The organism is Pseudomonas sp. LA5 (assembly GCF_028640825.1).
Lineage (GTDB): Bacteria > Pseudomonadota > Gammaproteobacteria > Pseudomonadales > Pseudomonadaceae > Chryseomonas > Chryseomonas aestiva.
Genome location: NZ_JAQYZY010000024.1, coordinates 290,636 through 303,213, shown reverse-complemented (window position 1 = coordinate 303,213; position 12,578 = coordinate 290,636). Strand labels below are relative to the sequence as shown.

12 protein-coding genes and 1 tRNA gene are annotated in these 12,578 nt (G+C 65.3%); 7 read left to right on the top strand and 6 right to left on the bottom strand.

Annotated features, from left to right (window positions below):
• Window positions 1-155 precede the first annotated feature (155 nt).
• Together PVZ72_RS06215 and PVZ72_RS06210 are read left to right on the top strand one after the other, a co-directional pair.
• Window positions 156-1,358, top strand: coding sequence for an amino acid aminotransferase (locus PVZ72_RS06215; protein WP_273861461.1), 1,203 nt, complete (start codon window positions 156-158; stop codon window positions 1,356-1,358).
• 82 nt (window positions 1,359-1,440) lie between these two features.
• Window positions 1,441-1,516: transfer RNA gene (locus tag PVZ72_RS06210), tRNA-Asn, on the top strand.
• A gap of 74 nt (window positions 1,517-1,590) precedes the next feature.
• Here the strand turns inward: PVZ72_RS06210 and PVZ72_RS06205 are convergent.
• Window positions 1,591-1,965 carry a response regulator gene (locus tag PVZ72_RS06205; protein WP_273861460.1) on the bottom strand — a complete coding sequence of 125 codons (375 nt, stop codon included), beginning with the start codon at window positions 1,963-1,965 and terminating at the stop codon, window positions 1,591-1,593.
• A 263-nt stretch (window positions 1,966-2,228) separates the two neighbouring features.
• On the opposite strand from PVZ72_RS06205, the gene PVZ72_RS06200 reads away from it, so the two are divergent.
• From PVZ72_RS06200 to PVZ72_RS06190, 3 genes are all read left to right on the top strand, one after another.
• On the top strand, window positions 2,229-3,242 hold the full coding sequence (locus PVZ72_RS06200) for a sensor histidine kinase (RefSeq protein ID WP_273861459.1): 1,014 nt from the start codon (window positions 2,229-2,231) through the stop codon (window positions 3,240-3,242).
• 70 nt (window positions 3,243-3,312) lie between these two features.
• The gene (locus PVZ72_RS06195; RefSeq protein ID WP_158894478.1) at window positions 3,313-3,651 is read left to right on the top strand and encodes a zinc ribbon domain-containing protein YjdM; all 339 of its coding nucleotides are present in this window, start codon (window positions 3,313-3,315) and stop codon (window positions 3,649-3,651) included.
• Between the two features lie 75 nt (window positions 3,652-3,726).
• Window positions 3,727-4,269 carry an invasion associated locus B family protein gene (locus PVZ72_RS06190; protein WP_187979900.1) on the top strand — a complete coding sequence of 181 codons (543 nt, stop codon included), beginning with the start codon at window positions 3,727-3,729 and terminating at the stop codon, window positions 4,267-4,269.
• 6 nt (window positions 4,270-4,275) lie between these two features.
• Here PVZ72_RS06190 and PVZ72_RS06185 read toward each other — a convergent pair whose 3' ends face one another.
• From PVZ72_RS06185 to PVZ72_RS06170, 4 genes are all read right to left on the bottom strand, one after another.
• The gene (locus PVZ72_RS06185) at window positions 4,276-5,334 is read right to left on the bottom strand and encodes a Gfo/Idh/MocA family protein (RefSeq protein ID WP_273861458.1); all 1,059 of its coding nucleotides are present in this window, start codon (window positions 5,332-5,334) and stop codon (window positions 4,276-4,278) included.
• A 63-nt stretch (window positions 5,335-5,397) separates the two neighbouring features.
• Complete coding sequence (locus tag PVZ72_RS06180) at window positions 5,398-6,135, bottom strand: hypothetical protein (RefSeq protein ID WP_187979902.1); 738 nt, start codon at window positions 6,133-6,135, stop codon at window positions 5,398-5,400.
• 270 nt (window positions 6,136-6,405) lie between these two features.
• On the bottom strand, window positions 6,406-7,899 hold the full coding sequence (locus PVZ72_RS06175) for a CoA-acylating methylmalonate-semialdehyde dehydrogenase (protein WP_273861457.1): 1,494 nt from the start codon (window positions 7,897-7,899) through the stop codon (window positions 6,406-6,408).
• Between the two features lie 57 nt (window positions 7,900-7,956).
• Window positions 7,957-9,303, bottom strand: coding sequence for an aspartate aminotransferase family protein (locus PVZ72_RS06170; RefSeq protein WP_273861456.1), 1,347 nt, complete (start codon window positions 9,301-9,303; stop codon window positions 7,957-7,959).
• A 480-nt stretch (window positions 9,304-9,783) separates the two neighbouring features.
• Here PVZ72_RS06170 and PVZ72_RS06165 point away from each other — a divergent pair, with 480 nt between their 5' ends.
• Together PVZ72_RS06165 and PVZ72_RS06160 are read left to right on the top strand one after the other, a co-directional pair.
• A complete protein-coding gene (locus PVZ72_RS06165; protein ID WP_273861455.1) occupies window positions 9,784-10,782 on the top strand; it encodes an acyltransferase family protein in 999 nt (332 codons plus the stop codon).
• Between the two features lie 62 nt (window positions 10,783-10,844).
• Complete coding sequence (locus PVZ72_RS06160; RefSeq protein ID WP_133862425.1) at window positions 10,845-11,765, top strand: LysR family transcriptional regulator; 921 nt, start codon at window positions 10,845-10,847, stop codon at window positions 11,763-11,765.
• On the opposite strand, the gene PVZ72_RS06155 is transcribed toward PVZ72_RS06160, so the two are convergent.
• Entirely contained in the window at window positions 11,762-12,490 is a 729-nt protein-coding gene (locus PVZ72_RS06155; RefSeq protein WP_273861454.1) for an SDR family oxidoreductase, read from the bottom strand. The two genes, PVZ72_RS06160 and PVZ72_RS06155, sit on opposite strands and share 4 nt — an antisense overlap.
• Window positions 12,491-12,578: the final 88 nt, after the last annotated feature.

Here is a 12,578-nt window from a genome sequence, read left to right as displayed (position 1 = left end):
TGAGGTCGCATGCACCCCTTTGCAATCCGCCTGCGGCGCCGCACGTCAGGAAATCTCCTACCGAGGTCGGGTCGCGATGGTGCCTGCAGGGGGCTATACTCCTGGTTCCTAAGCGTTCCGCCCTTCCCTTCACCCCTCATTCGAGCCCCTGCCCCATGAGTTTGTTCTCCGCCGTCGAAATGGCACCCCGCGACCCCATCCTTGGCCTGAACGAGGCCTATAACGCCGATGCCCGTCCGCACAAGGTCAATCTGGGCGTGGGGGTCTACTACGACGAGCAGGGCCGCATTCCGCTGTTGCGCGCCGTGGCCGAGGCCGAGCAGCAGCGCGTGGCCGCCCAGGCACCGCGTGGCTACCTGCCCATCGAGGGCATCGCCGCCTATGACCAGGCCGTCCAGCACCTGCTGTTCGGCGCCGAGTCGAGCCTGGTGCGCGAAGGCCGCGCCATCACCGTGCAGGCCGTTGGCGGCACCGGTGCACTGAAGATCGGCGCCGACTTCCTCAAGCGGCTGCTGCCGGATGCCGTGGTCGCCATCAGTGACCCGAGCTGGGAAAACCACCGCGCGCTGTTCGAGGGCGCCGGCTTTCCCGTGCAGAACTATCGCTACTACGACGCCGCCAGCAATGGCCTGAACCGCGCAGGTTTGCTGGCCGATCTCCAGGCATTGCCGGAGCGCTCGGTGGTGGTGCTGCATGCCTGCTGCCACAACCCCACCGGCGTCGATCTGCAACCGGCCGACTGGCAGGCGGTGCTGGACGTGGTCAAGGCGCGCAACCTGGTGCCCTTCCTCGACATCGCCTACCAGGGCTTTGGCGACGGCATCGAGGAAGACGCCCAGGCGGTACGCCTGTTCGCCGACTCCGGCCTGACCTTCCTGGTCTCCAGCTCCTTCTCCAAATCCTTCTCGCTGTATGGCGAGCGGGTCGGCGCCCTGACCTTGGTCAGCGAGAGCCGCGAGGAAAGCGCCCGGGTGCTGTCCCAGGTCAAGCGGGTGATCCGCACCAACTACTCCAACCCGCCGACCCATGGCGCCACCATCGTCGCCAGCGTGCTGAGCAATCCCGAGCTGCGCGCCCTGTGGGAAGCCGAACTGGGCGAGATGCGCCAGCGCATCCGTACCATGCGCAACGCCCTGGTGGAAGGCCTGGCTGCGGCTGGCGCCACTCGCGACTTCGCTTTCGTCAACGCCCAGCGCGGCATGTTCTCCTACTCCGGGCTCACCGCCGAGCAGGTCGAGCGGCTGAAAAGCGAATTCGGCATCTATGCGGTCAGCACCGGACGCATCTGTGTGGCGGCGTTGAACGAGCGCAATCTGCCACCGACCATCCAGGCCATCGCCGCCGTCCTGAAGGGCTAAGATGGCACTTCCGGCAGCGTCTTTTCAAGGCGCTGCCAAGGCTTGACTTCCCGTTATCTATCAGTAAGATACGCTCCGTTGTTCCGCGATAGCTCAGTCGGTAGAGCAAATGACTGTTAATCATTGGGTCCCTGGTTCGAGTCCAGGTCGCGGAGCCAAAATCTGAAAAGCCCGTAGCGGGCGACCGCTACGGGCTTTTTCATGGGCGCAACTTACCGCCCCTGCAAAGGGTCTAGGCATAGCGCCCCTGGCGCCCGGGCGGCGGGCAACTGCGGTGCAACGCCTCCAGATCCCAGGGCTTGGGCAGAAAGGTCGCTCGTGCCGCGCGAGCGGGATTGTCGTCGCAATAGCCCGAGGTGATGACGATGGGCAGATTGGCCTGCCGCCCACGGGCTTGCAGTGCCAAGTCGACGCCGCTCAGGATTCCCGGCATGCGCACATCGGTGAAGAGCAGATCCAGCTGCGGCTGCTCGTCCTGCAGAAAGGCACAGGCCGCATCGGCACTGCCGAAGGCATGCACCTGATAACCCCAGCCCTCGAACAGCTCCTGCAGCAGATCCAATAGGACGGGCTCATCTTCGGCGACCAATACGCGCTGGCAACTCATGAGCGAATCCTGTGATGGTTAAAGACGTAATCGTTTGACCATAACGTTTCGCTGCCATCCTGACTTGTACGACCAAGGGCACTCTGTACAAGAAAAAACCCTCGTCCCGCCCAGAGCCAGCCATTTCGCTCGGGAAGGTGCAGGCCTTGTACAGGAAATCGCCGTCGAGCCGGACAGAGCCACCTTTGGTGCCACCATCCGCCCAAGCGAGACGGCTTTGCGTTAAGCTTGCGCCGCCGCCGTCTACCCCGCAGGTCAGAGCCTTGGATCCGTCGTCTCGTCGTCACTGGATCAGCGATCTCAGCAGCAGGATCCGCGCCCGCCCGGCACTGGCCTACAGCCTCGCCTTGCTGGCATTCGCCCTGGCCCTGGCGGCACGCTTCGCCCTGGTGGACGTCCTGATGCAGGGCTTTCCCTACCTGACATTCTTTCCCGCCGTCATCCTGACTGCCTTCTTCTGCGGCAGCCGCGCCGGCACCCTGTGTGCCGTGCTGTCCGGACTGGCCGCCTGGTACTTCTTCATTCCGCCGGGCTGGACCTTCGACGTAGGGCCCCAGGGTGCCCTGGCCCTGGCCTTCTATGTGGTCATCGTCAGCGTCGACATCGTGCTGATCCATTTCATGCACACAGCCAGCGCCCGGCTGCGCGCCGAACAGCAGGTGATCCACGACCTCTACAACGTCCAGACGACGATGTTCCAGGAGTTGCAGCACCGGGTCGCCAACAACATCCAGTTCATCGCCTCGCTGCTCATGCTGCAGCAACTCAAGTTGCCCGGCGACAGCCAGGCGTCCCAGGCCCTGGAAGAAGCCCGTTCGCGGCTGGAGAGCATCTCGCGCATCCACCGGCGCCTGCACGACCCCGCCGATGCCGATCAGCCAGTGGCCCATCACCTGCAGTTGCTGACCAGTGATCTGCTGGCCGCCGCGGGCCAGGCCAATGTCTCCTGCGCCATCACCGCCGAACCGCTCAATTTCGACCTGCCCCGTCTGACCACCCTGTCGATGCTGGTGGCGGAGGTGGTGACCAATTCCCTCAAGCACGCCTTCGACGCCGGCCAGCGTGGCCTGATCAGCATCAGCCTGCAGCGCGGCGACGATCAGCGACTGCTGTTGCGGATCGCCGACAACGGTCGGGGCATGCCGCCGCAATTCAATCCGCGTACCAGCCAGCGCCTGGGCTTCAAGATCATCAAGAGCCTGGCCGAACAGCTCGGTGGCGAGGCGCACTACCGCAACGACCACGGTACCGTGGTCGAGGTACAGCTGGCAGCCTAGGGCATGGCCCCCACCCGCGCCGGGCTAAAACCCTATACAATGCGCGGCTTTTCCAGCCAGGTGCCCCCCCATGACCGCTTTGCCACCCTGTCCCCTCTGCGCATCCGAATACACCTACGCCGATGGCGATCAGCTGATCTGCCCGGAATGCGCCCATGAATGGACGCCCGGGGACGTCGGTACCGCGGCTGAAGCCAAGGTGATCCGCGATGCGGTCGGCAATCCCCTGCAGGACGGCGATACCGTCAGCGTGATCAAGGACCTCAAGGTCAAGGGCTCGTCGCTGGTGGTCAAGGTCGGCACCAAGGTCAAGAACATCCGCCTGGTCGACGGCGATCACGACATCGACTGCAAGATCGATGGCATAGGTGCGATGAAGCTCAAATCCGAGTTCGTCAAAAAGGTCTGATCGTCGTGCCGGGGTGTTCCCTGGCGGAGCGATGCCCTACCCTTGAGGCTCTTTCCCTCCTGCCAAGGACTCTCCATGTCTCAGCGCTTCATCCGCTCGGCCCTGTTCCTCGCGCCCCTGCTGCTCGCCGGCCAGGCCTTCGCCCAGTCGGCGCCTGCCAACGCCCAGGAACCTCAGCCGTCAGTCACGGAGAAGTATGGCGACTGGCAGGTGATCTGCCGCATCGCCCGCAACGCGGACCGCTCCGCGCAGCTGTGCGCCATCACCCAGCAGAAGGACAGCGCCAAGGGCCAGCGCATGCTGGTCACCGAGTTGCGCCCCAATCGGGAAGGTGTGGACGGCATCCTGGTGCTGCCCTTTGGCGTGGCGGTGACCAAGCCGATCTCGCTGCAGATCGACAAGCGCAGCCTGGAGAATCGGCCCTTCCACACCTGCATCCCCCAGGGCTGCGTGGTGCCGGTGGAATTCGTCGGTGACGTCTTCAAGCAGCTGCAGCGCGGCGGTCGCCTGACCGTGACCACTCCGGTCGCCAATGGCGAGACCGCCAGCGAAAGCCTGTCGCTCAAGGGTTTTTCCAAGGCCTATGACCGCGCCAAGGAACTGACCAAGCCGCTGTAAGGACCGCTAGTCTGGCAAGGGCGCTGCCGGGTGCTGTGCCGTGCCGCTGGCGGCGGCACGCTCCACGGCGGCCACCAGCGCCAGGGTACGGGCGGCATCCTCGGTGCTGACCAGGGGAGCCTCCTCTCCCCGCGCGACCCGCACGAAGTGCTCCAGCTGCAGCCGCAAGGCCTCGTCCGGGACCGTTGCCCGCACCTCTGTCGCAAGCGGCTGGTGCCAGCCGGCGCCCGGCTCGGCATAGCGCCAGAGGCGCAGCTGCGGCACGCTCAGGGCGCCTTCGGTGCCGGCGAAGAGGTAGCAGGACTGGTCAGGCTGGTGGGGATAGACCGGATTCTCGCCACTGGTGAGCTCCCAGCTCCAGGGCGCGACGGCGCCGTCACTGGCGGTGAGACTGCCCAGGGCGCCGCTCTCGAATTGCAGATTGATCACGGCGCTGTCGGCATTGGCGTAGCCGCGCAGGGCGTTGTCGGCGAAGGCCTGGACCTGGCGCACCTCACCGCAGAGATGACGCAGCAGGTCGAGGTCGTGGATCAGATTGGTAAGCAGCATCCCGGCCCCCGCTTCGCGGCGCCAGGCACTCTCGAAATAGCTCTCAGGCTTCTGCAGTTGCCACAGCGCGGTGACGGTGACCAGGCGGCCAAGCGCGCCCTGGCGCAACAATTCATGAGCCCTGGCGATCAGCGGATTGTGGCGACGATGATGCCCGACCAGCAGTGGCACGCGCTGGTCGCGCTGGGCGTGCAGCAGCTGAGCCACCTCTGCTGACGTGGTCCCCACGGGCTTCTCCAGCAGCAGCGGGATGCCCAGATCCAGACAATCCAGGGCGGTGGCCACATGCAGCGCATTGGGATTGGCGACGATCACCGCTTCCGGGCGCACGCTTTCCAGCAGCTGCCGATGATCGCGGAAATGCGGCACGGCCCACTGCGCGGCGAGCTCGGCCGCCCTCGGATCGGGATCGGCCAGGGCGCACAGCCGGGCGCTCGGCACGGCTTGAAGATGATGCAGGTGCTGGCGGCCCATGTTGCCGGCGCCGATGAGGGCGATGCGCAAGGCAGCGACCATGAGAGAACCCCTTGTTGTGGTTGTCGAGGTCGCTCGACTCTAAGGGACGCCCGGTCGAAGGCGCTACTGCACCGGCAGGAAATTGATGAACAGCAGACTCTGGGCGTAGTTGACGCCGATGCGCCGATAGCGCTCGTCGAGCAACTGGGCGAGCAGGTCCAGGCGGGCGACGATCTTGCCGAACTCGGTGGCGAAGCTGAGGTTGCTGCCCTCCTCCGAGATCTCGTTGGCGAACAGCAGCGGTTCGCCCTCGGCGTTCTTGCGCTGGCCGAGCAGCCAGGTGGCTTTCTCAATGTTGCGGGCCGCGTTGTTGACGAAGCGCGCATTCACCACATCGGTGATGTAGAACTCGGTGCGATTGCCGTGGGCCGCGATGATCATGCTGCCGATGGCATAGATGAAGGCGCCGACGCGGTCGCCGCGGTAGTCGTCGCCGAGCACGTAGCTCAGGGCCGCCACGTCCTTGCGTCCGCCCAGCGCAGGCAGGCTGCGCTGCTGCTCGATGGCCATGCGGATCTCGCGCTCGGCGCTGGCGGCATCGGGCAGGCCGGTCTTCTTCCATTCGGCCGGATTGCGCAGGTAGAGCTTGTTCATCAGCCGGTAGAGACTTTGCAGATTGGCCTGCATGGCGAGGGTAGCCATGCGGTCGGAGCTGGTCTGCAGGAATTCGCTGGGGCGGGTCTTGCCGAATTGCCGGGCAATGTCCTGGGCGGACTGGCTGCTACAGCCGGCCAGGCTCGCGAGCAGGAGGCCAATCACACACCCGAGACGGGCGACGGCTGTGAAGGTAAGGGCAGGCATGGGGGCTTCGGCGGCTAAGGGCAGCCGAAGGGTAAGGCCTTCCCTGGCCGGCCTGCTGTGCGGCAGGCCAAGGAATGGGCCTTTTCGAGCCTATTCAAAGGCTCGCGAGCTAGCGACAAACACGGCCTAGGTGGCCCCGCGAAAATGGCTGAGGAAGCGGATCGGACCTGCGCTCGGGTTTACAAGTAGTAAATGAGCATTCCAACCGGGCTGGCGACCCAGGGCATTTTCAACGCCGTTCGACCGACGCGTAGCAGCTTTTGAACAGGCTCAGCCGTTGCTGGGGAAGGCAAACTGCGAAGCCTCCTGGGCCTCGCGTTGCGGCCAGCGCTGGGTGATGGTCTTGCGGCGGGTGTAGAAGCGCACACCGTCCGGGCCGTAGGCGTGAAGGTCGCCGAACAGCGATCTCTTCCAGCCGCCGAAGCTGTGGTAGGCCACCGGCACCGGCAGCGGCACGTTGATGCCGACCATGCCCACCTCGATCTGATCGGCGAACAGCCGCGCCGCTTCGCCGTCGCGGGTGAAGATGCAGGTGCCGTTGCCGTATTCGTGGGCATTGATCAGGGCGATGCCCTCTGCCAGGCTCTTGACCCGCACCACGCAGAGCACCGGACCAAAGATCTCTTCCTTGTAGATGCGCATCTCCGGGGTGACCTGATCGAACAGGCAGCCACCGAGGAAGAAGCCCTCTTCATGATCGGCGACCTTGAGATTGCGGCCGTCCACCACCAGCTTGGCGCCCGCCGCCACGCCATCGACGACATAGCCGGTGACCTTGTCCAGGTGCGCGCCGGTAACCAGCGGGCCCATGTCCAGGCCGCACTGGGTGCCCGGGCCGACCTTGAGCTTCTCGATCTCCGGCACCAGCCGGGCGATCAGGGCATCGGCGACCTGGTCACCGACGCAGACCGCCACCGAGATGGCCATGCAGCGCTCGCCGCAGGAGCCATAGGCAGCGCCCATCAGGGCATTGACGGTGTTGCCGAGGTCGGCATCGGGCATGACCACCGCATGGTTCTTGGCGCCGCCCAGGGCCTGGACGCGCTTGCCCTTGGCGGTGCCGCGGGCATAGATGTATTCGGCGATGGGGGTGGAGCCGACAAAGCTCAGCGCCTTGACCTCGGGGGCGTCGATCAGACCGTCCACGGCTTCCTTGTCGCCATGTACCACGTTCAACACGCCCTTGGGCAGGCCGGCTTCTTCGAACAGCTGGGCGATGGCCAGGGTGGAACTGGGATCGCGCTCGCTGGGCTTGAGGATGAAGGTGTTGCCGCAGGCGATGGCTAGCGGATACATCCACAGCGGCACCATGGCCGGGAAGTTGAAGGGGGTGATGCCGGCCACCACGCCCAGGGGCTGGAAGTCGGACCAGGTGTCGATGCTCGGACCGGCGTTGCGGTTGTATTCGCCCTTGAGCAACTCGGGTGCCGCGGTGGCGTATTCGACGTTCTCGATGCCGCGACGCAATTCGCCGGCGGCGTCTTCCAGGGTCTTGCCGTGCTCTTCGCTGATCAGCTGCACCAGGCGCTCTTCGTTGCTCTCCAGCAGCTGCTTGAAGCGGAACAGCACCTGGGCGCGCTTGGCCGGCGGGGTGTTGCGCCAGGCCGGAAAGGCGGCCTGGGCGGCATCAACGGCCTGCTGCAGGGTGGCCGCATCGGCCAGGGGCACTTCGCGGATGACCGCGCCCGTGGAAGGGTTGTAAACCGGTGCGCGGCGGCTGCCACCGTCGATCAGCTGGCCGCCGATGAGATGCTTGAGGCTCATGAAGGGACTCCTTGTACGAGGGATGGGCGCTTCCTCGGGGAAGCGCCGGAAAGAGGGTCAGTCGAGGCGATTGAGGACATCACCGACCGCGGCGAAGACGCGATCCAGGTCTTCGATCCTGGCATTGAAGGTGGGTCCGAATTGTAGGGTGTCGCCGCCGAAGCGGACGTAGAAGCCGGCCTTCCACAGGGCGATGCCGGCCTCGAACGGGCGGATTACCGCATCGCCGTCACGCGGGGCGAGCTGCAGGGCACCGGCCAGGCCGCAATTGCGGATGTCCACCACATGCTTGGCGCCCTTGAGGCCATGCAGCGAGGCTTCGAACTTAGGTGCCAGCTCGGCGGCCTGCTGCACCAGATTCTCACGTTCCATGAGTTCCAGCGCCGCCAGACCCGCGGCACAGGCCACCGGATGGGCCGAATAGGTGTAGCCATGGGGAAACTCGACCATGTGCTCAGGCGTGGCCTGGTTCATGAAGGTGTCGTAGATGGCGCTGCTGGCGATCACCGCGCCCAGGGGCACGGCGCCGTTGGTGACCTGCTTGGCCACGTTCATGATATCCGGCGTCACGCCGAAGAATTCGGCGCCGGTGTGGCGGCCCATGCGGCCAAAGGCGGTGATGACCTCGTCGAAGATCAGCAGGATGTCGTGCTGGGTGCAGATCTCGCGCAGGCGCTGCAGATAGCCCACCGGCGGCACGATCACCCCGGCCGAGCCGGACATGGGCTCGACGATGACGGCCGCGATATTGGACGCATCGTGCAGCTCGATCAGCTTGAGCAGCTCGTTGGCCAGCTCGACGCCGCCGGTCTCGGCCATGCCCTTGGTGAAGGCCATGCCCGGTTGCAGGGTATGGGGCAGATGGTCGACGTCCATGAAGGAGCCATACATCTTCCGGTTGCCGCCGATGCCGCCCAGGCTGGTGCCGGCAATGTTGACGCCGTGGTAGCCGCGGGCCCGGCCGATCAGCTTGGTCTTGGCGGGTTGACCCTTGATGCGCCAGTAGGCCCGCGCCAGCTTGACCGAGGTGTCGGCGCTCTCGGAACCCGAGCCGGTGAAGAAGACATGGTCCAGACCCGCCGGGGTCAGCTCGGCCATCTTTTCGGCCAGTTGGAAGGACAGCGGATGGCCGTACTGGAAGCCCGGCGAATAGTCGAGGGTGCCCAGCTGGCGCGCCACGGCCTCCTGGATCTCCTTGCGCGAGTGACCGGCGCCGCAGGTCCAGAGTCCGGAGAGGCTGTCATAGATGCGCCGCCCCTGGTCGTCGATCAGCCAGCTGCCTTCGGCGGCCACCACGATGCGCGGATCCTTCTGAAAGGCGCGATTGGCGGTAAAGGGCATCCAGTGGGCACGCAGGTTGAGCTGGGCGGCGACAGGTGGCGAAACGGTCAGCGGCTGGTTCATGACGGGGCCTCGGGCGGTGACATTGAGCCTGCAGAATGCGCCCAGTCTTGCGTGAGTTAAATGGTTTTTTTCTCGCGCCTATACATCTTGAAACTCACCCAATCATGGGTTCTAACCAGTGAAATCAAAAGAAACTGGCGGGGGAAACGACACCGCTTCATGCAGTCACGGATTGGCTGAAAAGCCCTTCATAGACGCAATTATCCGTGCCAACTCGGCGCCATAGAAATATTTTGAAACCAACAAATTTGATTAGTAATCAATAACTTGCCTGAAACACTTTAAGCTGGCCGCCTGCCACCGTAGTCCCGTGGCGCCGAGGCACCCTCGCCTCACCTCTTTTCCCGGCGCGTAGTCCAGCCGGGCGCGGTAGCCTGTCCGCCGTCTCTGCCGCGTAGCCAACCTTCCGCTTTTGCCAACCCGTGCCCCTCTTCCGAGGCAGAGCGCGCGGTTCAGCTATTCCTCAAGGAAACCTCCCCCATGCTGATTCAGCTCAACTGGATCCGCGGCCTGGCGGCCGTTCTCATCGTTTTCCACCACATGACCGTGGGCAGCTACCAGACCACCGAGCACCAGCAGATCGCCCTCAATCTGCTGTCGCTGGAAACCACCTGCATCTTCGTCGCGCTCTCGGGCTTTTTCTTTCGCTACAACCTCGGCAAATACAGCTACCAGGTCTATCTGGGCAAGAAGCTCCAGAACGTCATCCTCCCCTATCTGCTGATCTCGATTCCCGCCGTGCTGCTCTATGTCTCCGGACTGAAGCAGGAACACGAGTGGATCGACATGAACGCCTTCCACGACTGGCCACCCTTCGCCCAGACCGCCCTGCTGCTGGCCACTGGCGCCCACCTGGGTCCGCTGTGGTTCATTCCGGCGCTGACGCTGATCTTCCTGCTCGCGCCGGCCCTGGAGTGGATCGTCAAGCATGGCCTGCTGCCGGCGGCGACCATGGTCGGCCTGCTGTATTTCCTGGTTTCCGATCGCCCGATCAATGACGCCGATCCGCTGCTGGCGGCCCTGCACTTCCTGCCGATCTACCTCTGCGGCATGCTGGCCTGCGAACAGCGCGAGCGGCTGCAACGGCCCCAGGCGCGTTACTGGCTGCTGGCGGCCCTGCTGCTGCTGAGTGGCGCGGCAGTACTCGACAGCGCCTTCTACGGGCTGCAGAAACTGGCACTGTGCCTGTTGCTGTTCGCGGTCTTCAGCCAGAAGATCAAGGCGCCGGGATACGCCGAGAGCCGCCTGACCAAGGGCATGGCCCTGCTGGGCGCCTACAGCTTCGCCATCTACTTCCTGCACGGCTATCTCGCCGGCGCCTATCGCGTGCTGGGTCGCCTGCTGGGTGAGCAGAACTTCGCCCAGTACCTGGGCACCCGCCTGTGCCTGACGCTGATCACCCTGCTCTGCTGCATCGCCGCGGTCTGGGTGGTCAAGCAGGTCACCCGGCAGCGCAGCCGGGTCCTGATCGGCGCCTGAAACCGGTCGCTGGCGCCGCTCCCGACGGCGCCTTATGCTGTCCCGCATTTGCGGTGGCAGCCATGAAGACGACGCGCAAGGCCCTGCTCGCCCAGGTCGGCGATTTCGAGATCCGCCTGCTGCGACTGTTCAAGACGGTGGTGGAATGCGGCAGCTTCACCGCCGCCGAAGGCCGGCTGGGCATCACCCGCTCGGCCATCAGCCTGCACATGAACGACCTGGAAAAACGCCTGGGCATGCGCCTCTGCCAGCGCGGGCGCGCCGGTTTCTCCCTGACCGACGAAGGCCGCGAGGTGCTCAAGGCCAGCCAGTCGCTGTTCGCCGCCCTGGAAGGCTTCCGCAGCGAGGTCAACCAGCTGCACCAGCACCTGCGTGGCGAACTGAACCTGGGCATCATCAACAACCTGGTGACCCAGCCGCGCATGCGCATCACCCATGCCCTGGCCGCGCTCAAGCGCGCCGCGCCGGGGGTGGTGGTCAACATCGGCATGACCCTGCCCGGCGAGATCGAGACCGGCGTGCTCGACGGCCACCTGCACCTGGGCGTGCTGCCGCTGATCAATGCCCTGGCCGGGCTGGACTACCTGCCGCTCTACGAGGAACGCGCCCTGCTCTATTGCAGCCGCAGCCATCCGCTGTTCGCGGTGGCCGACGCGGCGCTGGACGACGCCCTCCTGGCCGCTCAGGACGCCGTCGGCCCCAATCACCTCCTCAACCAGGACGGCCACGAACGCCATGCCGCGCTGAACTGCACGGCACGCGCCTCGGATCGCGAAGGCGTGGCCTTTCTCATCCTCACCGGCTGCTACATCGGCTACCTGCCCGACCACGTCGCCCAGCCCTGGGTAGCCCAGGGTCAGTTGCGCGCCCTGAATCCCGAGCGCTTTCACTTCGACACCACCCTGGCCGCCGTCACCCGCAAGGGCCGGCGACCGAATCTGGTGCTGGAGCGCTTTCTCGAAGCCCTGGCCGAGACCGTCTAGTTGGCGCTGCGGGTCGGGCGGACGACAATCTCGTTGACGTCCACATCGTCCGGCTGCTCGATGGCATAGCGCACCGCGCGGCCGATGGCGTCGGGTTGCAGGGCAATGGCGCGATAGTCGTCCATCATCGCCCGCGCCGCGGGATCGGTGATGGTGGAAGCCAGTTCGCTTTCCACCACACCCGGATGGATGCAGGTGACCCGCAGATCGTCACGCTCCTGGCGCAGTCCCTCGGAGATCGCCCGCACCGCGTGCTTGGTGGCGCAATAGACCGCCGCCGTGGGTACCACCGACAGGGCACCGATGGAGCCCAGGTTGATGATGTGCCCGGCGCCACGGGCGGTGAATTCCGGCAGCACCGCGGCGATGCCGTTGAGCACGCCCTTGATGTTGACGTCGACCATCTGCATCCATTCTTCGGTCCTGAGCGAGGCCATGGGCGACAGCGGCATGATCCCGGCGTTGTTGACGATGACGTCCACCCGGCCCCAGCGCTCGCGAGCCGCCTGGGCGAAGGCGACCACGTCGGCGCTGTCGGTGACGTCCAGCCGGCGGCAGGCGGCTTCGCCACCCGCGGCGTTGATCTCGGCCGCCAGGGCCTCCAGCCGTTCGCTGCGGCGCGCGCCGAGCAGCAGCTTGCAGCCGGCCGCGCCCAGTTCGCGCGCGATGCCCGCGCCTATGCCACTGGAGGCGCCGGTAATGAGTACGACCTTGTCGATAGCCATGAAGTGTTCCTCTCGAATGGGGTGGTTTGCCTGGACGGCCTGCTGGCCGGCTGCGTGCTCTTCCGGCACTGCGCCCTTCCAGGCTTGC

Excerpts from the sequence above, each read along its gene's own strand:
- PVZ72_RS06190 (WP_187979900.1), top strand. The coding sequence starts at position 3,727 with ATGTCTCAGCGCTTCATCCGCTCGGCCCTGTTCCTCGCGCCCCTGCTG.
- PVZ72_RS06185 (WP_273861458.1), bottom strand. The coding sequence starts at position 5,334 with ATGGTCGCTGCCTTGCGCATCGCCCTCATCGGCGCCGGCAACATGGGC.
- PVZ72_RS06180 (WP_187979902.1), bottom strand. The coding sequence starts at position 6,135 with ATGCCTGCCCTTACCTTCACAGCCGTCGCCCGTCTCGGGTGTGTGATT.
- PVZ72_RS06195 (WP_158894478.1), top strand. The coding sequence starts at position 3,313 with ATGACCGCTTTGCCACCCTGTCCCCTCTGCGCATCCGAATACACCTAC.
- PVZ72_RS06155 (WP_273861454.1), bottom strand. The coding sequence starts at position 12,490 with ATGGCTATCGACAAGGTCGTACTCATTACCGGCGCCTCCAGTGGCATA.
- PVZ72_RS06170 (WP_273861456.1), bottom strand. The coding sequence starts at position 9,303 with ATGAACCAGCCGCTGACCGTTTCGCCACCTGTCGCCGCCCAGCTCAAC.
- PVZ72_RS06160 (WP_133862425.1), top strand. The coding sequence starts at position 10,845 with ATGAAGACGACGCGCAAGGCCCTGCTCGCCCAGGTCGGCGATTTCGAG.
- PVZ72_RS06215 (WP_273861461.1), top strand. The coding sequence starts at position 156 with ATGAGTTTGTTCTCCGCCGTCGAAATGGCACCCCGCGACCCCATCCTT.
- PVZ72_RS06205 (WP_273861460.1), bottom strand. The coding sequence starts at position 1,965 with ATGAGTTGCCAGCGCGTATTGGTCGCCGAAGATGAGCCCGTCCTATTG.
- PVZ72_RS06175 (WP_273861457.1), bottom strand. The coding sequence starts at position 7,899 with ATGAGCCTCAAGCATCTCATCGGCGGCCAGCTGATCGACGGTGGCAGC.
- PVZ72_RS06165 (WP_273861455.1), top strand. The coding sequence starts at position 9,784 with ATGCTGATTCAGCTCAACTGGATCCGCGGCCTGGCGGCCGTTCTCATC.